The organism is Paenibacillus terrisolis (assembly GCF_056171975.1).
The window spans coordinates 87,797-110,194 of the sequence record NZ_JBKFGG010000012.1; the positions used below are offsets into that span (position 1 = coordinate 87,797).

At 51.9% G+C, this 22,398-nt stretch carries 17 protein-coding genes and 1 pseudogene; 17 read left to right on the forward strand and 1 reads right to left on the reverse strand.

Annotated elements, in window-relative coordinates; all coding sequences use genetic code 11:
* Positions 1-13 precede the first annotated feature (13 nt).
* From leuD to ACI48K_RS12690, 17 genes and pseudogenes are all read left to right on the forward strand, one after another.
* Complete coding sequence (gene leuD / locus ACI48K_RS12610; protein WP_475027943.1) at positions 14-604, forward strand: 3-isopropylmalate dehydratase small subunit; 591 nt, start codon at positions 14-16, stop codon at positions 602-604.
* Between the two features lie 251 nt (positions 605-855).
* Positions 856-2,364, forward strand: coding sequence for an N-acetylmuramoyl-L-alanine amidase (locus ACI48K_RS12615; protein ID WP_475027944.1), 1,509 nt, complete (start codon positions 856-858; stop codon positions 2,362-2,364).
* A 43-nt stretch (positions 2,365-2,407) separates the two neighbouring features.
* Positions 2,408-3,028, forward strand: coding sequence for a GerMN domain-containing protein (locus ACI48K_RS12620; protein WP_475027945.1), 621 nt, complete (start codon positions 2,408-2,410; stop codon positions 3,026-3,028).
* 202 nt (positions 3,029-3,230) lie between these two features.
* Entirely contained in the window at positions 3,231-4,679 is a 1,449-nt protein-coding gene (locus tag ACI48K_RS12625) for an N-acetylmuramoyl-L-alanine amidase (RefSeq protein WP_475027946.1), read from the forward strand.
* A 23-nt stretch (positions 4,680-4,702) separates the two neighbouring features.
* On the forward strand, positions 4,703-5,314 hold the full coding sequence (locus tag ACI48K_RS12630) for a GerMN domain-containing protein (RefSeq protein ID WP_475027947.1): 612 nt from the start codon (positions 4,703-4,705) through the stop codon (positions 5,312-5,314).
* Positions 5,315-5,385: 71 nt separating this feature from the next.
* Positions 5,386-8,112, forward strand: a complete 2,727-nt coding sequence (locus ACI48K_RS12635; RefSeq protein ID WP_475027948.1) for an S-layer homology domain-containing protein — start codon at positions 5,386-5,388, stop codon at positions 8,110-8,112.
* 84 nt (positions 8,113-8,196) lie between these two features.
* Positions 8,197-8,861 (forward strand): annotated as a pseudogene (nth, locus tag ACI48K_RS12640) (endonuclease III).
* A gap of 35 nt (positions 8,862-8,896) precedes the next feature.
* Positions 8,897-9,181, forward strand: a complete 285-nt coding sequence (locus ACI48K_RS12645) for an NAD/NADP transhydrogenase alpha subunit (RefSeq protein ID WP_475027949.1) — start codon at positions 8,897-8,899, stop codon at positions 9,179-9,181.
* Between the two features lie 507 nt (positions 9,182-9,688).
* Positions 9,689-13,393: a dynamin family protein gene (locus tag ACI48K_RS12650; protein WP_475027950.1), complete on the forward strand. Its 3,705-nt coding sequence runs from the start codon at positions 9,689-9,691 to the stop codon at positions 13,391-13,393.
* 111 nt (positions 13,394-13,504) lie between these two features.
* Positions 13,505-14,686 carry a formate-dependent phosphoribosylglycinamide formyltransferase gene (gene purT / locus ACI48K_RS12655; RefSeq protein ID WP_475027951.1) on the forward strand — a complete coding sequence of 394 codons (1,182 nt, stop codon included), beginning with the start codon at positions 13,505-13,507 and terminating at the stop codon, positions 14,684-14,686.
* A complete protein-coding gene (locus ACI48K_RS12660; protein WP_475027952.1) occupies positions 14,683-15,138 on the forward strand; it encodes an N-acetyltransferase family protein in 456 nt (151 codons plus the stop codon). The genes purT and ACI48K_RS12660 overlap by 4 nt, the downstream gene beginning before the upstream one ends.
* 468 nt (positions 15,139-15,606) lie before the next feature.
* Positions 15,607-16,800, forward strand: a complete 1,194-nt coding sequence (locus ACI48K_RS12665; RefSeq protein ID WP_475027953.1) for a branched-chain amino acid ABC transporter substrate-binding protein — start codon at positions 15,607-15,609, stop codon at positions 16,798-16,800.
* 47 nt (positions 16,801-16,847) lie between these two features.
* Positions 16,848-17,834, forward strand: a complete 987-nt coding sequence (locus ACI48K_RS12670) for a branched-chain amino acid ABC transporter permease (protein ID WP_475027954.1) — start codon at positions 16,848-16,850, stop codon at positions 17,832-17,834.
* Between the two features lie 28 nt (positions 17,835-17,862).
* Complete coding sequence (locus ACI48K_RS12675) at positions 17,863-19,137, forward strand: branched-chain amino acid ABC transporter permease (RefSeq protein WP_475028105.1); 1,275 nt, start codon at positions 17,863-17,865, stop codon at positions 19,135-19,137.
* A 1-nt stretch (position 19,138) separates the two neighbouring features.
* Positions 19,139-19,942 (forward strand): ABC transporter ATP-binding protein, encoded by an 804-nt coding sequence (locus ACI48K_RS12680; RefSeq protein WP_475027955.1) that lies wholly within the window; start codon positions 19,139-19,141, stop codon positions 19,940-19,942.
* On the forward strand, positions 19,939-20,643 hold the full coding sequence (locus tag ACI48K_RS12685) for an ABC transporter ATP-binding protein (RefSeq protein ID WP_475027956.1): 705 nt from the start codon (positions 19,939-19,941) through the stop codon (positions 20,641-20,643). Before ACI48K_RS12680 ends, ACI48K_RS12685 begins: the two co-directional genes overlap by 4 nt.
* Entirely contained in the window at positions 20,644-21,600 is a 957-nt protein-coding gene (locus ACI48K_RS12690) for a DMT family transporter (RefSeq protein WP_475027957.1), read from the forward strand.
* A gap of 104 nt (positions 21,601-21,704) precedes the next feature.
* On the opposite strand, the gene ACI48K_RS12695 is transcribed toward ACI48K_RS12690, so the two are convergent.
* Positions 21,705-22,295: a C40 family peptidase gene (locus ACI48K_RS12695; RefSeq protein WP_475027958.1), complete on the reverse strand. Its 591-nt coding sequence runs from the start codon at positions 22,293-22,295 to the stop codon at positions 21,705-21,707.
* Positions 22,296-22,398: the final 103 nt, after the last annotated feature.

Consider the following 22,398-nt stretch of genomic DNA (forward strand, 5'->3'; position numbering starts at 1 on the left):
GGGAGAACAATTCATGGAAGCATTTAATAAGTTAACGGGCACCGTTGGTCCTGTGGACCGCGTCAATGTAGATACCGATGCTATCATACCCAAGCAGTTTCTTAAAAGAATCGAACGCACCGGTTTCGGACAGTTTTTGTTCTTTGAATGGCGTTTCGACACCGAAGGCAATGTCAATCCGGACTTCGAGCTGAACAAACCGCGCTACCAAGGGGCTTCGGTCCTGATCTCGCGCGTTAACTTCGGCTGCGGTTCCTCGCGGGAGCATGCGCCTTGGGCTATCCTCGATTACGGCTTCCGCTGCGTGATCGCGCCGTCGTTCGCCGATATTTTTTACAACAACTGCTTCAAAAACGGTATTCTGCCGATCAAGCTCGCCGAAGAGCAGGTTGAAGAACTGTTCCAGCGTACGGCGGCTCACGAAGGTTATCAACTGACGGTGGATCTGGAGAGCAAGACGATTACCGATGCTTACGATCTTCACATCGCGTTTGATCTTGACGAACACCGCCGCCAGTTCCTCCTGCAGGGACTTGACGACATCGGCCTTACGCTCCAGCATGAGGACTTGATTGCAGCCTACGAACAGAAAAAGTTTGCGTAAATTCCGAGAAAAATCGCTAAAAATCCCGGCTCCGTCAAGAGCCGGGATTTTTTTGTCGCGAGATGATGTCTTACCTTGTCTTACTATGAAAATATGAGTCTATCAGAAGGCGGATTTTTCTGATATTATGGAATTAATTAGCAACCTTTCGCGCGCGGTAGACGTTGATATTGTCAGAAGCTGCAAGGAATTGCGAAGTCTTTCGCATGGTAACGGTCATCCTGTAAAACTACGAGATGGGTAGGGATTCTATGATGAAGAAATTGGGCTTTTTCATGTTTGTATTGTCTTGCTTGTTTTTTCTTCCGGGTTTAAGTCATGCCGCGTCGGGTGGGACCCACATTTATCTGGATGGCCAAGAGCTTCAGCAAAAGCCCGATTCACAGGCGGGAGTCATTCAGGGGAGCGTAATGGTGCCACTCCGGATTGTGGCCGAAGGTCTCGGATATTCCGTGAATTGGGAGCAGCGCAGCGGCCTGATTACGATCAAGCAGGAGAATACCGTCCTGCAATTAATGATTGATCAAAAAGTGGCGATCGTGGACAAAAAGGAGTTTGAGATTCCGAAAGCGCCGCTTTTGCAAGGCAGTACAACCCTCGTTCCGCTGCGTTTTGTGAGCGAGCAAATGGGCCTTAGAGTGAGCTGGGACAATAGCTCCAAAGCGGCTTATTTATATAGTCCGGCCGGACAATCGGGCAGCGGAGCCGTATCCGGGGGAAGCAGTCCGGCAACCAGCGCCCCGGAGATCGGAAGCTCCGTTCCGGCGGGTGAGCAGGATCAATTGGATACATATCCGGTGAATGCGCCTGCCGGAGGCGAGACTACCGCTGCGACAACCTATGTAAACGGGATAGGTTTTAGCGAAAACCGTTTGATGGTAGCGGTATCCGGGGGTGTAAATCCCAATATTTTTACGTTGAGCAACCCAAACCGCCTCATTGTGGATCTTCCTAATACCGACTTTTCGGAACAATTTGGGGATACCTATGCGCTTGACGCTTCCAACAACGGGCAGATCGCCGTAACCGAATATCCCGACGTCTCGCAAGTCCGCTATTCCTTATTCAGCAAAACCCCCTTTACTGTCCGAATTGTTGTTGATTTGAACCGGACGGTCCAATATAAGGTGACGAATGACGGAGACGGTCTTCTGGTCGTTGACCTATCGGCGACGGATCCGGGTCTCCCTAACACTTTGCCGGGGAACGGACAGCGGATCGTTGTCCTCGATGCCGGCCATGGCGGTTCCCAGCCGGGAGCGATCAGCATTACTCAGAAGCAGGAGAAGGATTTTACGCTGGCCGTCGCTTTGAAAGTAGAGAATCTGCTGAAACAGGAGACAGGAATTCAGGTAGTGCTGACCCGTACGACAGATGTTACCATGTCGCTCGAAGATCGGGTGAAGGTAGCCAACGATCTGAATGCGGATCTCTTCGTTTCGGTACACGGAAACAGCTTCACTCCTACGAAATCCAATCCAACAAGCCCCAGCGGCTCGGAAACCTATTATACGAGGGATGAAAGCATTCCTTTGGCTAACGTGATGCATAAGCATCTGGTTGCTGCAACGGGATTTGCGGATCGCAAGGTGCGATACAGCAGCCTGCATGTTACCAGGGAAACCAAGATGCCTGCGGTTCTCCTTGAGGTAGGATACCTCAGCAGCAAAAACGACGAAGCCGCCATGTACACCGATGCATTTCAACAACGGGTCGCCGAAGGGATCGTTGCCGGCATTAAGGAATATTTGGGCCAGTAAATGGCTGAAGTTATAACCGAGAACGTTGATGGGGGGAAGCGGTATGAGAAAGATAATATTGGGTTTATTGCTGATTGCTCTTCTGACACTGGCTGCCGGTTGCGGACAAAAGCCCGGGGCGGCTCCGGCGAATAACGGGGGCACCGCCGAAGAGACGTTGGGCGCACAGGGACCTGGTAACGATTCGGAGCAAAATAATCAGAATTCCAATGCGGGGAATAGCGGAAAAGGCAATCAGGAGCAAACGGCGTCCAATGATGAATCGCAGACTCCGGATTCATCCAAGCTGACCGTTCAGGCTTATTTTACGGATAGCGATATGATGGAACTGAAGTCCGAGTCCCGTGAAATTACGGTGAGCGATGATCAGTCGAAATACATCGAAGCCTTCAAGACGCTGCAAAGCGCCGGTGACGGCATGTTCGCGCTATGGGAAAAAGTTGTATTGAACTCCATTTCTTTTTCGGATGGCGAGGTAGATATCGATATCAAGCTGCCTGATGAAGCGCGGCTTGGCGCCGGGGGAGAATCCCTTGCAATCGAAGCGCTGAAGCGAACCTTTTTTCAGTTCGACGAGGTGAAGCAAATCGAGCTGACGGTTAACGGAGAAAAGGTTGATAGTCTGATGGGCCATGCCGATTTGGATCATCCGATAACCCGGTAAATCTAGCATTTTTGTACGCAAGGCTCCAGGAGAAATCCTGGAGCCTTTTTGTGTCCAATCCTTATACAGAACAGAAAAAATGGTATAATTTCGCAACTTTCTGGGCTTTTGGGCGTCTAATATGTCGTCTGGTGATGTCGAAATAACAGGCAAAACCATCGGTCATCATGAGGCAAAAAAACTAGGATGGTAGGGGTGACGGATGAAAAAAAGAAGTTTTATGGCCGTGTTGTTCATGTTCGCGTTTTTATTCGTTTTTTCGCAAACGGGACATGCTGCAGCGGCAGGAACCAGTGTTTACCTGGACGGTAAAGCGCTGGATTTACCTACAAACGGGCAAGTGCAAGTCGTGAATGGAAGTGTAATGATTCCAATTCGTGTCGTCTCGGAGGAGCTGGGTTTCAACGTCAACTGGGAGAGTAAGACGGGCACGGTAACCATACAGCAATCCGGCACTACTCTGGTACTAACGGTTAGTAAAGCAACGGCGACAGTGAATGGACAACAGTTCAGCATGCCGGTTGCCCCGAAATTGGCAACGGATACAGTTCTCGTTCCAATGCGGTTCGTCGGGGAACGAATGGGTCTGACAGTGAGCTGGGACAACAACGCGAAAGCGGCTTATCTCAATACTCCCGATTCAGGAAGTGGCGGCGGGAGCGGCGGAAATGCCGGTTCAGGCGGAAATCCGGAGCAGCCGGATTCACCGGCAATTCCCGATTCTGGGCAGAATTTGGCTTCGATTGGCGGAATCAGCTTCAGTGACAATAAACTAATGATCGCGGTGGATGCTGCCGTTGCACCTAACGTATTCAAAATGAGCGGACCGGACCGGGTCGTCGTCGATTTGCCGAACACGCGATTCTCGGATACGTTCGGAAGCACACAGCAGCTGGACAACAACCAAAACGGTTCCATTGATGTTGATGTGAACGAATACCCTGATGTTACAAAAGTCAGATACTCTCTGTTCAACAATAATCCTTCAACGGTTCGGGTCGTCGTCGATTTGACTCATGCGGTCAATTACCAATTGACGAACGACAATGACGGTCTTATCATCGTTAATTTAAGTGCGGATCTCCCGGCAACGGGCGATACACCTGGCTCAAACGGGAAAAAAGTGGTCGTCATCGATGCCGGTCACGGCGGCAGCGATCCAGGGGCCTTGAGCGTTACGAAGAAAAAGGAAAAGGACTTTACTCTGGCCGTTACTTTGAAGGTTCAGCAGCTGCTTAAAAATGATCCGAATATCGAGGTTGTGATGACGCGCACCGGCGATACATATCCGACCCTCCAGGACAGAGTGAAAATTGCGGAGGATGCCCACGCGGATATTTTTATTTCGATTCACGGGAACGCCGGCTCGGCTACGGCCAGCGGAGTGGAGACGTATTATACCCGGTCTGAAAGCCTTAAGCTGGCTCAGGTCATGCATAAATATCTTGTACAGTCCTCGGGACTCTCGGATCGTAAGGTTCGGTCCGAAAGCTTGCATGTAACAAGAGAAACGACTATGCCGGCCGTTTTGCTGGAGTGCGGGTACCTCAGCAACAAGAGCGATGAGGCCAAAATGTATACGGAAGCATTCCAAAACAATGTGGCGAACGGCGTAGTAAAAGGAATCAAGGAATATCTCGGTTTGAACTAAGCGCCGGATAAGGAGGAAACATCATGAATAAAAAGCTTTGGATTTCCGGAATGTTGGTCCTTTTGCTTGTCTTAAGCGCATGTGGTCAAAAACCGCAGGTCTCTCCCGATACCGGCACGGGAAACGCCGTTACGGGAAACGGAGGCGGCAATAATACCGCCGATTCGGCTCCGCAGAACACGGGGAACTCCGAGGGTGCGGCAGACGCGGGCAATGGGCCGTCCGGCACGGACGATGAACAACTGAAGAAGCAGACGATCGACACATATTACACGGATGATCAAATGATGGAGCTGACCAAAGTTTCGCAGGAGATTTCCTTTGAATCCGATGAGGACAAATACCTGGAAGCTTTAAAAACGTTGCAAGCCAGCGGCAATTCGGATCTTTTCCCTTTGTGGGAGAAAGAAACCTTCAAAAGCGCCAAGCTGCAGGACGGAACGTTAACGGTGGATATTACTTTGCCGGATGAGGCCCGGCTTGGAGCGGGCGGAGAAGCGCTGGCCGTCGAGGCCTTGAAGAATACGTTATTTCAATTTTCCGAAGTGAACTCTATTGAACTGCTAGTCGATGGCCAGCAGGTGGATACCTTGATGGGTCATGTCGAATTGGATCATCCCATGGCAAGAAATTAATCGAAAGGGAAGGAACTCTTTTGCCTGCCGTCGAACTGGTAGAGAGAACTTTTTCAGAAAGGGAGAATTGAATGTCATCATTTAAGCGCAGTTATATACGAGGTACTCAAAAAGCGGTTTCGGCAGTGCTGGTGACGGCCATGAGTTTTAGCGGAGGTGCGGCGGCTTTGGCTGCGGATACTGTGCCTCCCGCATCCACGACGCAAAATGTGACGGCGACTCCGCTGTTCAGTGATGTACAAAACGGATTTTGGGCAGAAAAGTACATTTATAAACTGGCGTCCGAAGGCATCCTGCTTGGCGATGCCGGGAAATTCAAACCTAACGACAACGTTACGCAGCAGGAAGCCATTACGATGGCGATTCGGTTCATGAATCTGGATTCCAAGCTGGGCACGGGAGCGACAGCTCCTGCCGATCTGAAGGTAACCAATTATTTTAAACCTTATTTAGAGCTTGCGCTTTCGCAAAAATTGATTGATAAAAACGAAGAGGTGGCCGCGACCAAAGATAAGGAGAGCTGGGGCGAAAAACCGGCAACCCGCGAATGGGTAGCCAAAATCCTGGTTCGCGCTTTGGGCAAAGAAGCGGAGGCCAAAGCTTCCGCCGGAACAAGCTCCGGTTTCGTCGATCAGTCGAGTATTTCGGCTGCAGCGCGTGGATACGTCAATGTTGCGGTGCAATTGAAGCTGACAACCGGGGTAGACGGGAATCGGTTTGACCCGCTCGGTAAAGTCTCTCGTGCGCAAATTGCGACCTTTTTTGGGCGCAGCAGCGAATATGTGACCCCGGGTTATGCCAATGTCTATGAAGGCATTGTAACGGAACTCACGGATAACAAGTTGACATTGTATGCGAACGGCAAGCTGAAAAGCTTCGCTCTCGACAACCGCTCCGTATACTTTTCCAAAGATTCCGAAACCAAAATCTCCCAAAGCGAATTGAAGCTGTACACGAAAGTCCTTGCCGTGGACAAGATCGGTTCAGCGGCTTACGTGGAAATCAGGGATCCGCAGCAGCAGTTGGAGAGTTCCGAAGGAACGCTGCTCCGGGTGCTTAGCGGCAATCGTTTGCTGCTTCTGGTCAATAACGATTCGGTAACATACACCTATGATGCGAATACAGCTTTCCTGGATCAAAACGGCAATCCGATCAAACCTGAAAATCTGACTCCGGAGAGCACGATTGTAGTACAGCGCGAGACTTACACGGCGGACAAAAAACCGGTTATCGTGCAAGTCGAATCCGCGCTGGTCAGCAAATCGGGCACAGGCACGATCGATAAGGTTGATCTTACGGCCAAAACGGTGGCCGTCAAGGATGCATCGGGCAACGTGGAAACCTTCAAATTCGACGACAGTACCATTCCGCTCTATCAGGGGCAACGTCTGCAAATGGGCGAATTGAGTGCGGGCTCCGCCGTAAAATACACGGTCAAAGACAGCGTTTTGACTTCGCTGGAAGTGACGGAAAGCATTGAGCGTATGGTAACCGGCACGTTGCTCAGTATTGAAGGCGAATCCTTGGTCAGTTATACGAATGCCAGCGGTGTCGATGAAATCAAGCGTCTGGCCGACAATCCGGTAGTGGAAATCAGCGGTATCGCTGGTCCAGGTCTCGATGATCTGATTACCGACGTGAACGGCGGAGACAAAGTGGAAATGACCTTGAACGCCAAGGACCAAGTCACGAAAATCGTCGTTACGGGACGTCAGTCGGATAAGCTTGAGGGGGCCACGGTTGTAAACTACGATGCCGCTTCCAAAACGCTAACCGTTCTGGATTCATCCGACAAACCGGGCGTGTACGTGCTTGACAGTAAAACGAAAGCGGAATATAACTCCGCGCAGCCGACCTTAAGCGGTTTGGAATCCCTGTTGGCCAAAGGGCGGAAAATTAACCTGATCCATGTAGGAACGCGGGCGGTTTCCGTTCAAGTCGTTTATAAATATGAAGGTACTTATGTATCGGCGAATACGGCTACCAAGAAAATTACCATTATGCTTAGCAACGGGAAAACGGTTGATGTTCCTTATCAAGGAACAAGCCCGTCGCTGGACATTTACGGGAAAAGCAGTCCAACGCTTGCCGATATTAAGGCGGGAGATCCGGTGACCGCTCTGCTTACATCCAATCAGGATGCGCTGCAAACATTGGCCGTAAAGACAACCTTGCAATTTGAAGTATCTTCCGTAAATACGTCCAACAGCCGTCTCCGGGCCGTCGCGGATGGCGTAACAAGCGAGTTCTACGTAGATCAGGCTGTCCTGACCGGCGTAAACGGAAATGCAATCAAGGTGACCGACCTGCAAGTCGGCCAAACCATCAACGTCGTTTTCAGCGGACACACCGCAGTGAGTCTTCAAGTGGTGAAGCTGACGCTGGGCAAAGTGCAAAGCGCGGACAGTTCCGTATTGACGGTGAAAGCTTTTGGCGGAACAGTAGAGACCTTCTCCCTCGCCGGCGGCGTCAAGGTGCTTCGTGACGGCGCGGCAAGCGCGAGTGTGACCAGTCTGACGACTTCCGATCATGTAGAGGTTCGTAAAGATACGACCGGCTCTATTGTCGTGGAAGTATTGTCGCCGCTGGAACGCACATTTTCCCGATATGATGGGAACACCAAAGAAATCACGGTCCTTCGGAAGAATATCTCAGACAATAACTTCCAATTTTTTGTAAGCCCGGAAACATATTTTCACCAAGGTGACACGACATTATCCGTGCAATCGCTCAAGGAAAATGATAAAATTGTTTTGTATTTCAACGGAAACAAGCTGGTTGAAGTAGAAAAGCAATAATTATTTTTCGTGAGAATAACCGTCTTGATACGGGATAATTCCCGGATTGAGGCGGTTTTTTCTTGCAGAGCTAGGGGGATTGACATGACCGCTGCAAATGTCCGCCATATCTTGGACACGATCGGAACGATGTTTCCGGACGCGCATTGCGAGCTGAATCACAGCAATGCCTTTGAGCTGACGATTGCCGTGCTGCTGTCTGCCCAATGTACTGATGCGACCGTCAATAAAGTAACGGCAGATTTGTTTCGGAAATACAAAACCCCCGAAGATTATGTCGCGGTGCCTCTCGAGGAGTTGGAGCAGGACATTCGCCGGATTGGGCTGTATCGCAATAAGGCCAAGCATATTCAGAATCTGTGCCGAATTTTGGTGGAGCAGTACGGAAGCCAGGTTCCCGATTCCCATGATCAGCTTGTTGCCCTGCCGGGCGTTGGCAGAAAGACGGCGAACGTTGTCGTATCCAACGCGTTCGGAGTTCCGGCAATCGCCGTGGACACGCATGTGGAGCGCGTCAGCAAACGACTCGGCTTGGCCGGCTGGAACGATTCGGTTCTTGAGGTCGAGAAGAAGCTGATGAAGAAGGTGCCAAAGGAAGAATGGACGCTTACGCACCATCGGCTTATTTTTTTCGGAAGATATCATTGCAAGGCTCAAAATCCGAATTGCCAGACCTGTCCGCTGCTTGATGTGTGCGTGAAGGAAAGAAACGTATGAAAACGTCACAAGTCAGTAAAGATAGAACTTAGTGACCAAAAGAAATGATAGTAGAGGATGAGACCCCATGAGATGTATTTCTGTATACACCGATAGCTTTGAATTGTTTTCGGACATGTTTGATCAGGTGATCGAGATTGATTTGAAAGAAAATGACGAACGTGAGCTGGAGGGCGTCACGGTTAGCGATTCCGGCGAAGTTCCCGAGCATTACCTGGAACGGATGGCGGTAAAACCGGAGGTTGTCGTTATGAAGGACCGGAATCGGGGAATTACGATTTTGCAGCACGGCAAAGTGTTCGAAATTTTGATTCCGTCGGAGTCCGATAAAGCTGAAGCGGCTTCGGTCTAAACAAGACATTTGGATACGTAAATGAACCGGCTTGCGGGGGTTTCCCGGGGCCGGTTTTTTGTATTCGAAAAAAGGCTCAACCTAGAAATCAGTGCTTGACGGGGCTGATCAACGAGGATGGCGTCTTCCTTTTTCGGCTAACGAACCGTAGAGCTCTTATTTGTCCTTTAAGACAGAGTTTCATATTCTAACGGACCCAGGAATCCTTATTCATCCCAAAACAGTACCAAATACGTATTTTTAGGTCAAATAAGGGCTGTGGGGTCCGTTACATGTCTCAAGCGCCTGATTTCGCCAAAATAACGGTATTTCGATTCGTTAGTAGGTTGACGTTAGCTGCATCTTCTTGTTAAGCACCGATTTTGGCAAGGAGTCCAAAAAAATTAAATTTAATATAAGCAAATTCTCCCGGAAGTCTTCCAAGTCCTTAAGGCGTAAGGTAAAATAATTGTATTTCCAGCGGAAAACGGGAATTAAGGGATATGTGGAAAAGAAGGAGAGTTCGGGATGGAAACGATTGCAGCCGGGCGGGAAATGAGCTTGCAAGAGCGTCTTGCCAAAACGGGAGAATGGTATTTATCTTATCCGGACACCGATGCTTGCAGGGAGATACTGGACCTTCAGGATAAGCTGGCGGCCGAGGAATTGACCATATCCTTTTGCGGCCATTTCTCAGCCGGTAAATCAAGCCTGATTAATGAACTGTGCGGAAGAGCGGTGCTCCCTTCGGGTCCGGTTCCCACTACCGCGAACCTGGCAGCTTTGCGAAACGGCCCGCGGCGAGCACTGCTGACCCCGGCAGATATGGGTTCCGGAAAAGCAAGGGAAATAGAGGTTTTGCCGGAGCGGCTCGAGGAATACAATCTGGACGGCAAAAGCTATTCGATGGTCTCCATATGGGATGATATTCCGTTGCTCGAAAATTACGGCGTTTTGCTGGATACCCCCGGCGTGGATTCGGGAGACGCAGGGCATGCCATGGCCACCCACTCCTCTTTACATTTGGCGGATATTGTTTTTTACGTGATGGATTACAACCATGTGCAATCGGAGAACAATCTGTCTTTTGCCAAGCAACTCGCGGAATGGGGGAAGCCGCTATATCTGGTGGTAAATCAAATCGATAAGCACCGTGAAGCGGAGTTGTCCTTCGGCGCATATCGGACAGCGGCGGAGCAGGCTTTTGCTCTGTGGGGGATCGCCCCGGCAGGCGTGTTCTATATCTCCCTGAAGGACCCGTCATATCCCGGCAACATGCTGCCGGGACTCAAACAAGCGATACACGGGCTGCTGTCGGAAAGGCGGGAGTTGCTTGAATACAGCATTGCCAGTTCGCTTGTACATAGCGGGCATGACTTTTTGAAACGGCGCGAAGCGGAAGATGAAATTGAACGGGAGAACCTGATTGAAGCCGCCGGCGGAGAAACTAACCTTGAAACGCTTCATGACAATATAGCTATGTTGGAACAGAAAATAAAAGGACAGACCGCTTTGCCATCGCGATTGCGCCGTGAATTTGCGGCGGAGCTGGAACGGCTGCTGGGCAGCGCGCAAATCATGACGCCTTCCGTTCGTGAAGCCGCCGGATTCTATTTGGAGGCACGGAGCGCGGGGTTCAGAACGGGATTTCTGTTTCACGGAAACAAAACCGCGAAGGAACGGGAACGGAGAGAGAAAGAGTTCCTTCATTTGTTGCGGGAGCAAACAGCTGCGCAAGTGGACTGGCATGTCCGCGACATGCTCCGCAAGCTGGGGAGAAGCCAAGAGCTCTGGACTCCCGAAATGGAGGAGCGGATGGATGCGACCCTGCCTCGGGTAGAGGCTGGATGGATTGAGGAGGCGGCCCGGGAAGGCGCCGTTCTCTCCGGCGAGTATATGCTTCGCTATACCGCCGATGTCGCGTCCGGCATCGCCGGACGCTATCGCCGCGCAGGCCTCGCCCTTGCGGACGGGCTGCTGGCGGCGCTGGCCCCGCGCAGCGAAGCCGCGCGGCACAACCTGACCGCACAGCGCGAGGCGCTGCTGGCGCGGGCCTGTGCGGCGGCTAAGCTGCATGCCCGCAGCAAAGCCGCCAAAGGGCGCGCGGCGCGCCTGACCGCGCTGCTGGGCGCGCCCCGGCCCCTCCCCCCCGGCATCCTGCCGGTGCCGGAGGGGAGGGGCGATCTGCCGCCGCGCGAGGGCGACTCGCGCGCGGCGGCCGTTTCGCCGGCGGGCGTGCCCGCGCCGGCGACGGCGGCAGCAGCGGCGGCGGTGCACCGCCCGCCTGCTGCGGAGCCCGCCGAGGCCTATGGCCGGCGGCGGCTCCTGGACGCGGCCGCGGCGCTGGAAGCCGCGGCGGGCGAGCTGGCCCCGTACCCGGCCTTCGGGTCGGGGGTGCGGGAGCTGCGCTCGCGGGCGGCCGCTTTGCGGAGCGGCCGGTTTACGGTCGCGCTGTTCGGCGCGTTCAGCGCGGGCAAATCCTCCTTCGCGAATGCGCTGTTGGGCGCTCCGGTCCTTCCGGTCTCGCCGCATCCGACTACGGCGGCGATCTGCCGCATCCTGGCCCCGGAGGAGGGCCGGGAGCATCGAAATGCGGCAGTGACCTTCAAAACGGTCGCCGCGATGAACGAGGATCTGGCCTATTCCTTTGATGTGCTGCAGCTTGGCGAGTGGAAAGAGCAGGGTTGGCAGAACGCCGTTACCAAGCTGGGTCCCGGTGAAGTTCCCCCGTCCGGAAGAGCGCATTACAGCTTTCTGAAAGCTGCCGCCGCCGGTTGGAAGGAGAATGCTCCACTGCTGGGCAGCCGTCAAAATATCCAATTTGAGCGGTTCGGCGCTTACGTGTCCGAGGAGAGCAAGGCGTGTTTCGTAGCTGAAATCGATTTATTTTACTCCTGCCCGCTTACCGAGCAAGGAATGGTGATCGTGGATACCCCGGGCGCCGACTCCATGCACGCGAGACATACGGAGGTTACGTTTCAATACATGAAAAATGCGGACGCGTTAGTGTTCGTTACCTATTATAATCACGCATTTTCCCGGGCGGACCGGCATTTTTTGACCCACCTCGGGCGAGTCAAAGGCAGCTTTGCGATGGATAAAATGTTCTTTGTCATCAACGCCGCTGACCTGGCCAAGGAGCCGGAGGAACTTCGTGAGGTAAACGACTATGTGAATGACGGCCTTCGCCGAGCCGGCATTGAGGCTCCGCAAATTTTTGCCGTTTCCAGCCACCGGGCGATGGAGGGCAAAAGCCTCGGGGCCGAAAGCCTGCTTAAGGAATCCGGATTTAATGCGTTTGAGGAGGCGTTTTTTGCCTTCATCGAACAGGATTTAACCGGAGTTGCCGTTGAAGCTGCCGCTAAGGAGCTTGAGCGGATCATAATGAGGGCGGAACAATGGCAGGCGGCGATGGCGCAAAGCCGGGAAGAAAGGGAGGCGCAGCAGAAGCGGCTTCGGGAAGATAAAATGAGATTCGCGGCGGAACTGGAGAAGCTGGCCGTTAGCGACAAAGGCGCCGATCTCCGGCAGGAGGCGGACGAACTGCTGCATTATGTTCGGCAGCGTCTCCGTTTTGCGGCCGGGGATTTGTTTCAAGAATTTTTCCATCCTTCGCTGCTGCAGGATGACGGCTCCGATCTCAAACGCAAATTCGGCATTTCGTTTCAAGGCTGGCTGTCGCAGCTTTCCCTGGAACTCAAGCGGGAGCTCCAGGTGGCGGCTCTTCGTTTGGAAGGGAAATGCGGCTCGCTCCTGGCGGCGGAGATTGAAGCGTGGAAACTTCGGCTGGGCGCGCTCGTAACAACGATTCCCGTCTGGACAACGGATGGGGGAATCTCCGCTTTTGCTTCCCCTGCAGTCAAGGGGAACGGGCTGGAGCACTCCCTGGAATCCGAGCAATTTCGCAGCTTCTTCAGGAATCCGAAAATTTTCTTTGAGGACGGGGGGAAGCAGAAGCTTCGGGAAGCGCTGGAAGCTCCGATAGACAAGCGAATCAAAGAGGCTGTGGAGGAAGCCGGCAAGATAATATCCGGCCATTATGAGACGGAAACCGCAAGAAAATTCTTGGAAGCCGCTGCCGATTTCTCGGAACAGTGGGAGGAATGGGAGTCCGGACTTCTGGGATTGACGGTATCGGCGGAGACGGGTGGAGAAGAAACGTGGCAGGCGATCTCGAAAAAGCTTCAGGCTCTGCATTTTGAGTTTGTCGGAAAACAGTTTCGACATTTGTAACTTTTTCTCGATTTTTGTTTCAAAATTGTAATAAACTCTTGCATTATGGATAACAAAACCGGAAAATAGAACTAGATTGTAAATTCTAAGTTAAGGGGGATTTCTGTACTCATGTGGGGTGCTCCTGATTCAACCGCAGCCAAAAGTATCATGCTGCTCGGCAGTGGAGAACTTGGCAAGGAAGTCGTCATCGAGGCGCAAAGGTTAGGCGTCCGTACGATCGCCGTCGATCGTTATGAACATGCACCGGCGATGGGAGTTGCCCATGAAGCTTACGTGATCGATATGCTGGATGGTGAAGCCTTGAGATCGCTAGTCTACCGGTTAAAGCCCGATTTGATCGTTCCCGAAGTTGAGGCGATCGCGACGGGGACGCTGGTGGAGCTCGAGAGAGAGGGCTTTAAAGTGATTCCGACCGCCATGGCCGCAAGGCTTACCATGGACCGGGAGGGAATCCGGAGGCTGGCTGCCGAGGAACTGGGCTTGCCAACCGCGAAGTACCGTTTTGCGGACAGCCTGGAGCAGCTTGCGGCCGCGGTTTCCGAAATCGGCTTTCCCTGTGTCGTCAAACCGCTGATGAGCTCTTCCGGAAAAGGCCAAAGTGTGTGCCGCAAGCCTGAGGATATTGCCGCAAGCTGGCAGATGGCTTTGGAAGGAGCGCGTGCCAAAACGACACGTGTTATCATCGAGTCTTTCGTTCCGTTTACCAGCGAGATTACGCTGCTTACGGTTCGTTCCGCGTCCGGAACGATTTTTTGCCCACCGATTGGCCATATTCAAAAAGACGGGGATTACGTTGAATCCTGGCAGCCTCATGTAATGAATGAGAATCAGCTTCGGGAAGCCGAAGAGATAGCCGGGACAATCACCGAACGTCTTGGCGGATATGGATTATTTGGCGTGGAGCTGTTCGTGACGCCGCAAGGGATCGTATTTAGCGAAGTGTCGCCAAGACCGCATGATACGGGGATGGTAACGATGGTTACCCAGGATTTATCCGAATTTGCCCTGCATGTAAGGGCCATTTTGGGTTTGCCGATCCCTGGAGTGACGCTTTTGTCTCCCGGAGCTTCCGCGACGTTAAAAGCAGACCGGGAAGGAGAACAATTTCAAATCGCGGGAATGGATGAGGCTTTAGGTTTGCCGAGGACGCAGGTGCGCTTATTTGGTAAACCGCTCAGTAAACCGGGAAGACGGATGGCCGTCGCCCTAAGTGCAGCGGAAGATGTTGCAACGGCTCGCAGCCGCGCCAAGGAAGCGGCAAGTCTATTAAAGGTGGTATGGTTCAATTGAGTATTCAGGTGTTGACGCCGGCATTGATCATTCGGAAAAGTTGTTGTGACGATGTTCATGATATGATCCCTTTGATGCGTCAGCTTTGTTATCCGACGACTCCGGGAGTCATGAAAGAACGTTTATCGATGATTGACGGTCATCCGCAGTTCTGCAGCCTGGTGGCTGAACGGAATGGGGTCGTGGTAGGTACGGCTTTTTTGAAGCAGCATCAGACACATGACATGAACAGACCGGTTACGCGCATTACCGCCTTGATTGTAGATGAGACTCACCGTGGCTATGGCATAGGGAGACTGCTCATCGAGCAAGCCGAACAGTGGGGACGGGAACAAGGAAGCTCGCAATTAATTTTGTCCACCGCCCGTGAAAATAATATGCAGGCCAGATCGTTTTACGAGCATATGGGATTTGAATGCAACGGATACCGCATGAGCAAAATCTTATCTTAGGTAAGTAAATAGCAGAAATGAATATTCCTGATGATATAGATCGTTTTGAAGCTTTGTCACCCTTGATATGGGCGGCAAGGCTTTTTTGTTGTATGAATATTTTTTCAAATTTCTGGATGAAAGGGTAGGACATTTGTCACTAAAACTGACACGAATAAATAATAATCATAAATATAGTTTTGATTTAAGTCATATTTAGTAACATGAATATAACATTTAACAATTTTTACGTTGACAATAACTGCAAGTGTCGTGTAAATTTGATAACTAATAGAACAAAATACAATTTTTAAGTAAGGTTTAATGACATTTCGCGTAACCTAATTTCGGCAAGCAAATGCATCGTCGTTCGATGGATCTTCATGAGGGGCAGACCGAAAAGAAAGTTCTTTCTCATCACGTTTATAAACTTTCATGCCGCACACACGGCAAGTAAGTCTATAGATAAAAATTCAGGGAGGGTTCCACATGAAGGTTAAGAAGAGTTTGGCTGTTCTTATTGTTATTATGCTGTTCACCGGTTTGCTTGCAGCATGCAATTCATCTTCGGGCAGCGGCGGATCCGGAGGATCGGGCGACGGATTGACGGTCATCAAGATCGCTTCGCAATCTCCGCTTTCCGGGGGTTCGGCCATTCAAGGGGAATCCATTAAGCTGGGCGGCCAAATGGCGCTGGATGAACGCAAAGATGAGTTCAAAGAACTGGGATTCGATTTGCAGTACGTGCCTTACGACGATCAAGGCGACCAAAAGAAAGGCGTAGCCAACGCGGAATTGATCGGTGCGGACCAATCCGTGCTGGCCGTACTTGGCCACCTTAACTCGGGCGTTTCGATCCCAAGCTCTGTAGTGTATGACAAATACAGCATTCCTATGGTATCTCCGGCCAGTACGGCGACGGATTTTACCGACCGCAAGCTAAAGGTAGCTAACCGGGTTGTTGCCCGCGACGATTTCCAAGGGCCTGCCGGAGCCGAATACGCGGTGAAAACGATCGGCGCCCAAAATATTTTCGTCATCCAGGACAAAACTGCGTATGGTCAAGGTTTGGCCGACGCGTTCAGAAAAGCGGCTGAAGACCAGGGTGCTACCGTTGTTGGTTATGAAGGAATCACCGTTGGGGAGAAAGACTTTAACGGGGTGCTGAACCAAGTGCTCAGCAAGAAGCCGGATTTCATCTTCTTCGGCGGCATGTATGCGGAAGGCGGTTTGATCGTGAAGCAAGCTCGCGATAAAGGGATCACCGTTCCGATTATGGGCGGCGACGCGCTGGATTCTTCAGGGATGGTCGACATTGCCGGAGATGCTTTGACCGGGGTAGCCTACAGTTCCGTGTCGACGGATATCAGCAAATCCAATAAAGATTGGGCGGGTAAATATGAGAAAGCGTTCGGCAAACATGTCGAAAACTACTCGGCTTATGCTTATGACGCCATGAACGTTATTTTGGACGGCATCAAAAAAGCCATCGACGATAACGGCGGCAAACTCCCGAAACGCGAGCAAGTTCGCGATGCGGTTCGCGCTACGACCGATTTTGAAGGAATCGCCACCAAGGTTAGCTTCGACGACAAAGGAGATAACAAATACGCAAAAGTTTTCATTTATAAATTCGATACCGCGAGTTACCCGGGTACGATGGTTTCCGAAATCGGACAATAAGCCTGACATTTAGGGCCTGGCTCACGACAAATAAAGGGGGGAGACACTTGTTACAGCAAATCTTGCAGACACTTCCTCAGGTTCTGGTAGACGGCCTCACCTTGGGCGCGGTATATGCCGTAGTGGCGATTGGATATACGATGGTGTACGGAATTCTAGAACTGATCAATTTCGCTCACGGGGAAATCTTTATGACCGGGGCGTTTGTGGGAACCGCAACGCTGCTTGTTTTTAACTCGGCAGGATGGCTGGGCGCCATGTCCGGCGGGCTCGCTTATTTCTTGATCATGGCGACGGCGATGCTCGTTACCGGCGTGATGGGCGTCGGTATAGAAAGGGTGGCCTACAGGCCGCTGCGAAAAGCGCCCAAATTAATATCCCTGATTTCGGCCATTGGCGTTTCGTTCCTGCTTCAGGATATCGTTCGCTTTATCGCCGACGCAAAAACGGGAAATTTCATCGTAACCGGCATTTCGCTATATGACGGGAATTTCAAACTGCCTACCTCTTCCTTGTGGGGAAACTTTGACGACGCTTTTCTCAAAACCAATACGATTATTGTGGTTGCCGTAGCGATCGTGCTGATGATCGGGCTCGATTTCTTCGTTAACCGCACCAAATGGGGCACGGCAATGCGCGCCGTGGCCCAGGACAGCGAGACGGCTTCGCTGATGTCCATTAACGTAAACAAAGTTATCGCGTTAACCTTTTTCATCGGTTCTGCGCTGGGTGGAGGCACGGGTGTGCTGTTCGCCCAGCAGTACGGAACCATTGATCCTTATATCGGGTTCGTTTTGGGGATCAAGGCATTTACCGCCGCCGTTCTCGGAGGGATCGGGAATATTCGCGGCGCGATGTTCGGCGGATTGTTTATCGGTGTGCTGGAAATGTTCTCTTCGGCGAATCTCGGGATAATCACAGGCGGCGCACTCGGTGGGGAATATAAGGACGTTGTTGCTTTCCTGATTTTGATCGCCGTCCTGATCTTTAAGCCCGAAGGAATTTTTGGCAAGGCCGTAAAAGAGAAAGTGTAGGTGACGCCAGGTGAATAAACTCAAAACGATGCTGGGACATAACAGAGTCACCCAAGCAGTCCTCTATCCGCTATTCGTAGCAGCTACCGCCTCCAGCGTTTATTTTTCGGACAAATCGGTCATTTCTTTTCTGCTGCTGCTTGCTTCCTTGCTATTGCTTTACTACACTTCGTTTTCCAATCGCGTGAAATGGCTGGTTGGCGGGGCGTTGCTGCTGGTCGTGATTCCGTTTGCGACTTCGGGAGGCCCGGCTTACCAGTCTTACATGGAGGTGGCGACGCAGTGCGGGATATACATTGCCATGGCGCTGGGGCTCAATGTCGTTGTCGGATTTGCCGGGCTTCTTGATCTCGGATTTGTAGCTTTTTTTGCGGTTGGCGCTTATACGTACGCCATCGTGGCTACGCCGCAGGCCAACAACTTTATATCCGGAAATCTGTTCCCGCTGTCTGGGGAGACATTCTGGATTTTTATCCTGCTTGGCGGGCTCATCGCTTCCTTGTTCGGTTTGCTGCTTGGTTTGCCGGTCTTGAGAGTAAAAGGGGACTATTTGGCCATCGTCACTTTAGGCTTCGGGGAAATTATCCGGATCATTTTTAACAATATGGATAAACCGATTAACATTACCAACGGCGCCATGGGTCTGTCGTCCATACAGCCGCCGAAGCTGTTCGGGTTTTCGTTCACTTTTCCGAACCAGTTTTACTTTATCGTCATCGTAATTTTGGCATTGGTCATCTTCGCCGTCCGAAGATTGGAACATTCCAAAATGGGGCGGGCCTGGAAGGCAATCCGCGAGAATGAAATCGCCGCCCAATCGATGGGGATTCCGCTGATCCGCACCAAGCTGACCGCATTCGCCATCGGCGCTTCCTTCTCCGGAATGATGGGCGTGGTATTCGCGGCGAAGCAAACTTTTATCGATCCGACCAGCTTTACGATGCTGGAATCGATTACGATTCTGGTTATGGTTATCTTGGGCGGAATGGGCAGCGTTCCCGGTGTGATATTGGGCGCCGCGCTCGTCACGATTTTAAATTTGCAGGTACTGACGGAAGTTACCAATTGGCTAAATCAATTGACGCTGCAAGGGGTTATCCATATTCCGAACGCGCTCTCCCCGTCGAAAATGCAGCGGCTTATCTTTGGTCTAATTTTGGTGCTGGTGGCGATATTCAGGCCTAACGGGCTGATCACCGCCAAAAACCGGAAGGAAGATCCCGAGAAGCTGAAAGCGCGTCAGAGCCAAACGGCGCTTCCCGCGCAAACAATGCCTGCGGCGAGCAAAGAGGAGGCGATCTGACATGTCGATATTAAAAGTAAGCCATTTGGTTAAACGATTTGGCGGACTGACGGCGGTGGGAGATGTTGATTTCGAGTTTCCCAAAGGGCAGATTTCCGCGGTGATCGGTCCGAACGGAGCGGGGAAAACCACTTTCTTCAACATGATCACCGGCATTTATACGCCGGATGAGGGGACGATCGAGCTGGACGGCAAATCGATCGTTAATGTCAAACCGCATCAGATTACGAGCCGGGGAATCGCCCGTACCTTTCAGAACATCCGTTTGTTCGGCAGTATGACCGTGCTTGAGAACGTGTTGGTCGGGATGCATATTCATCTGGCGTCCGGATTGCTCGGGACCTTGCTTCATACGCCAAAATTCCGCCGTGAGGAACAGCAGGCGAAAGAGGAAGCCTATCGTCTGCTGGAATACGTTGGCCTATCGGATTTGCTGAACGAGCAGGCGGGCAGCCTGCCGTACGGCGCGCAAAGACGGCTCGAAATCGCCAGGGCTCTCGCGACCAAACCGATGATTCTGCTGCTGGACGAACCGGCAGCGGGCATGAATCCGCGGGAAACTGCCGAGTTGATCGGGCTGATCGAACGAATCCGGCAGGAAATAGGGCTGACGATTATTCTGATCGAGCATGATATGAAGCTGGTGATGGAGTTGTCCCACCATATTCTTGTGCTTGATTACGGCGTGAAGATCGCGGAAGGGGATCCGGAGGAAATCCGCATTAATCCTAAGGTTATTGAAGCGTATCTGGGCAAAAGTGCCGCCGGAAAAGAAGACGCTCCGGGAATGAAGGTGATCTCATGAGTTTATTGGAGCTTCGTGACATCCACGCTTATTACGGCGCGATTGAGGCGCTCAAAGGAATATCGCTGAAAGTGGACGAAGGAGAGATCGTGACACTGATCGGTTCCAATGGAGCGGGAAAGTCGACGACTTTGAAAACGATATGCGGACAGGTAAAAACGGAAGGCTCCGTATTTTTCGCCGGCAAAGAGCTGAAGGGGCGGGTCCCTCATCAGGCCGCTTTGGAAGGGATCGCCCATGTGCCGGAAGGACGGCGGATTTTTCCACGTCTGACGGTGAAGGAAAATCTGGAGATGGGCGCTTTTTCGGTCCGGGACAAAAAACTGATTAAAGAACGCATGGAGCAGGCGTTTGAGTATTTTCCCCGCCTGGAGGAACGTTTGGGGCAGCTCGGCGGAACGATGAGCGGCGGCGAACAGCAAATGCTGGCGATTGCCCGGGCGCTGATGATGCATCCGAAAATCCTGCTGCTGGATGAGCCGTCGATGGGGCTAGCCCCTATCATTGTGGAGCAGATTTTCGAGATCATTCAGGAGCTCAACCATAAGGGCATGACCGTGCTGCTTGTGGAGCAGAACGCTTTTCAGGCGCTGTCGATCGCTCACCGCGGCTATGTGCTGCAAACCGGGGAAATTCTGATGGAAGAGGATGCCAAGCTGCTCTTGGATAACGAGCAAATCCAGGAGGCATATCTGGCTTAAATGAAACCGGTCCTTTTCGGCATACTGGCGTCGCTCTTTTTCTCGTCGACTTTTATCCTCAACCAGACCATGAAATGGTCCGGGGGGAATTGGATGTATACCGCTTCACTGCGCTTTTTGTTCATGATTCCGTTTTTGCTTGTCATCGTCGGGTTTAAAAGAAAGTGGAGACCGCTTATTGCCGAGATGAAAGAGCATCCTTGGAGCTGGATATGGTGGAGTTTTATCGGGTTTGGGGTCATGTACGTTCCAAACTGCTTCGCAGCGGAGTATGAGCCGGGCTGGCTGATCGCCGGAACATGGCAAATCACGATCATTGCGGGTTCCCTTCTTGCGCCGATGTTTTCTTCTTATGAAGGAGCGGTCAAGGTAAAAGAGCGGATTCATTGGAGAAGCGTGGGGATATCGCTCGTGATTTTGCTTGGCGTTTTCCTGATGCAATTCAGTCAGGCGGGCTCTTTGTCCGCGAAGGATTTTCTTTTTGGCGCGGTGCCGGTAATCATCGCCGCATTTGCGTATCCGCTAGGCAACCGAAAAATGATGGCCGTTTGCGGAGGGCGGCTTGACGCTTATCAACGAACGCTCGGGATGTCGATCGCAACTCTCCCGTTATGGATTCTGTTAGCACTGGCCGCTTTTCTAAAGGACGGAGCGCCGAGTCAGGATCAAACCGCCCAGTCATTGCTGGTCGCGGTATGCTCAGGCGTGATCGCCACGGTGCTGTTCTTCACGGCGACGGATATGGCCAAAGGTTCGGCTCAGCAGCTTGCCGCAGTGGAAGCGACGCAGTCGGGAGAGGTTGTGTTTGCGACCGCCGGGGAATTGCTTCTGCTGCCGGTCGCTGTTCCGCCTGCTTTGTCCTGGATCGGGATGCTTTTCGTTGTGGCGGGTATGATTCTTCACAGTAAAATGTCGGGGAATACCAATGCGGAGTCCCGAAGGAGAAAGGCCGCATAATCGAGTAATCCTATAGAAGAAACGGTTAGTCCGATCAAGGGCTGCTTTTTGGATTCGTGAAAAGAACGGATCCGGAGAGGCAGCCCTTATCACTTTGAGAGGTGTTAATTCGCGGCGAAGAGCTTTTGCTGCTCCAACGATGCCGCGGTTCTGCGGGAATAGCAGTATTGTTTGCGGTAAGTTTCCAGTTGGCCGCAAAAGACGAGCTGCAGAAAGGAGCAGGCGGACAAATCGGACGGCGTGGTCAGGCATGCCGACTTGCTGCTAAGCTTCACCCCGCCTTTCTGAAAGACGGAGCATACGAACTCCGAGCAAAAAAACGAGTTTTCTTTGCAAAGCTCCATGTTCAGGATAACGCCCAAAATGCCGCGGAAATTGTAGTTGTATTTTTCGCCGTTCTCTTCGAACTCTCTGACGTAGTTTCTCATTCGCTGATAGGTTTCCCGGCTGACCGTACAGCTGTATACCGCGCAGGACGCTTTCTCGAAGACGCCGGAGTGAATGTCTTCCTTCACGAATCCTCCGAATACCGGGATGTGCGGATGTTTTCTGCCAAAGCTGTATACTTCGCGAAGCTCGCGGTCGAAGGCGATCGAAGCATGGTTGAATGGCGCTCTGGTGTAAACCCCGATCATTTTTGCGATGATAGTGGTGGGATTGCTTAATAGAATATAAATTTGCATTTTATTGTTCATAGTTTCAACCGCCATTTTTTGGTAATCTGATTCCATTTGATACTATCATGGTACGTGGATTTCGAGAATACCAAAACCGCCGCAGGACCGGAAAAAAACTAGA

Coding starts and splice junctions, on each gene's coding strand:
- leuD (WP_475027943.1), top strand. CDS start 14: ATGGAAGCATTTAATAAGTTAACGGGCACCGTTGGTCCTGTGGACCGC.
- ACI48K_RS12630 (WP_475027947.1), top strand. CDS start 4,703: ATGAATAAAAAGCTTTGGATTTCCGGAATGTTGGTCCTTTTGCTTGTC.
- ACI48K_RS12690 (WP_475027957.1), top strand. CDS start 20,644: ATGAAACCGGTCCTTTTCGGCATACTGGCGTCGCTCTTTTTCTCGTCG.
- ACI48K_RS12635 (WP_475027948.1), top strand. CDS start 5,386: ATGTCATCATTTAAGCGCAGTTATATACGAGGTACTCAAAAAGCGGTT.
- purT (WP_475027951.1), top strand. CDS start 13,505: ATGTGGGGTGCTCCTGATTCAACCGCAGCCAAAAGTATCATGCTGCTC.
- ACI48K_RS12615 (WP_475027944.1), top strand. CDS start 856: ATGATGAAGAAATTGGGCTTTTTCATGTTTGTATTGTCTTGCTTGTTT.
- ACI48K_RS12695 (WP_475027958.1), bottom strand. CDS start 22,295: ATGAACAATAAAATGCAAATTTATATTCTATTAAGCAATCCCACCACT.
- ACI48K_RS12680 (WP_475027955.1), top strand. CDS start 19,139: ATGTCGATATTAAAAGTAAGCCATTTGGTTAAACGATTTGGCGGACTG.
- ACI48K_RS12665 (WP_475027953.1), top strand. CDS start 15,607: ATGAAGGTTAAGAAGAGTTTGGCTGTTCTTATTGTTATTATGCTGTTC.
- ACI48K_RS12645 (WP_475027949.1), top strand. CDS start 8,897: ATGAGATGTATTTCTGTATACACCGATAGCTTTGAATTGTTTTCGGAC.
- ACI48K_RS12650 (WP_475027950.1), top strand. CDS start 9,689: ATGGAAACGATTGCAGCCGGGCGGGAAATGAGCTTGCAAGAGCGTCTT.
- ACI48K_RS12675 (WP_475028105.1), top strand. CDS start 17,863: ATGCTGGGACATAACAGAGTCACCCAAGCAGTCCTCTATCCGCTATTC.
- ACI48K_RS12685 (WP_475027956.1), top strand. CDS start 19,939: ATGAGTTTATTGGAGCTTCGTGACATCCACGCTTATTACGGCGCGATT.
- ACI48K_RS12625 (WP_475027946.1), top strand. CDS start 3,231: ATGAAAAAAAGAAGTTTTATGGCCGTGTTGTTCATGTTCGCGTTTTTA.
- ACI48K_RS12620 (WP_475027945.1), top strand. CDS start 2,408: ATGAGAAAGATAATATTGGGTTTATTGCTGATTGCTCTTCTGACACTG.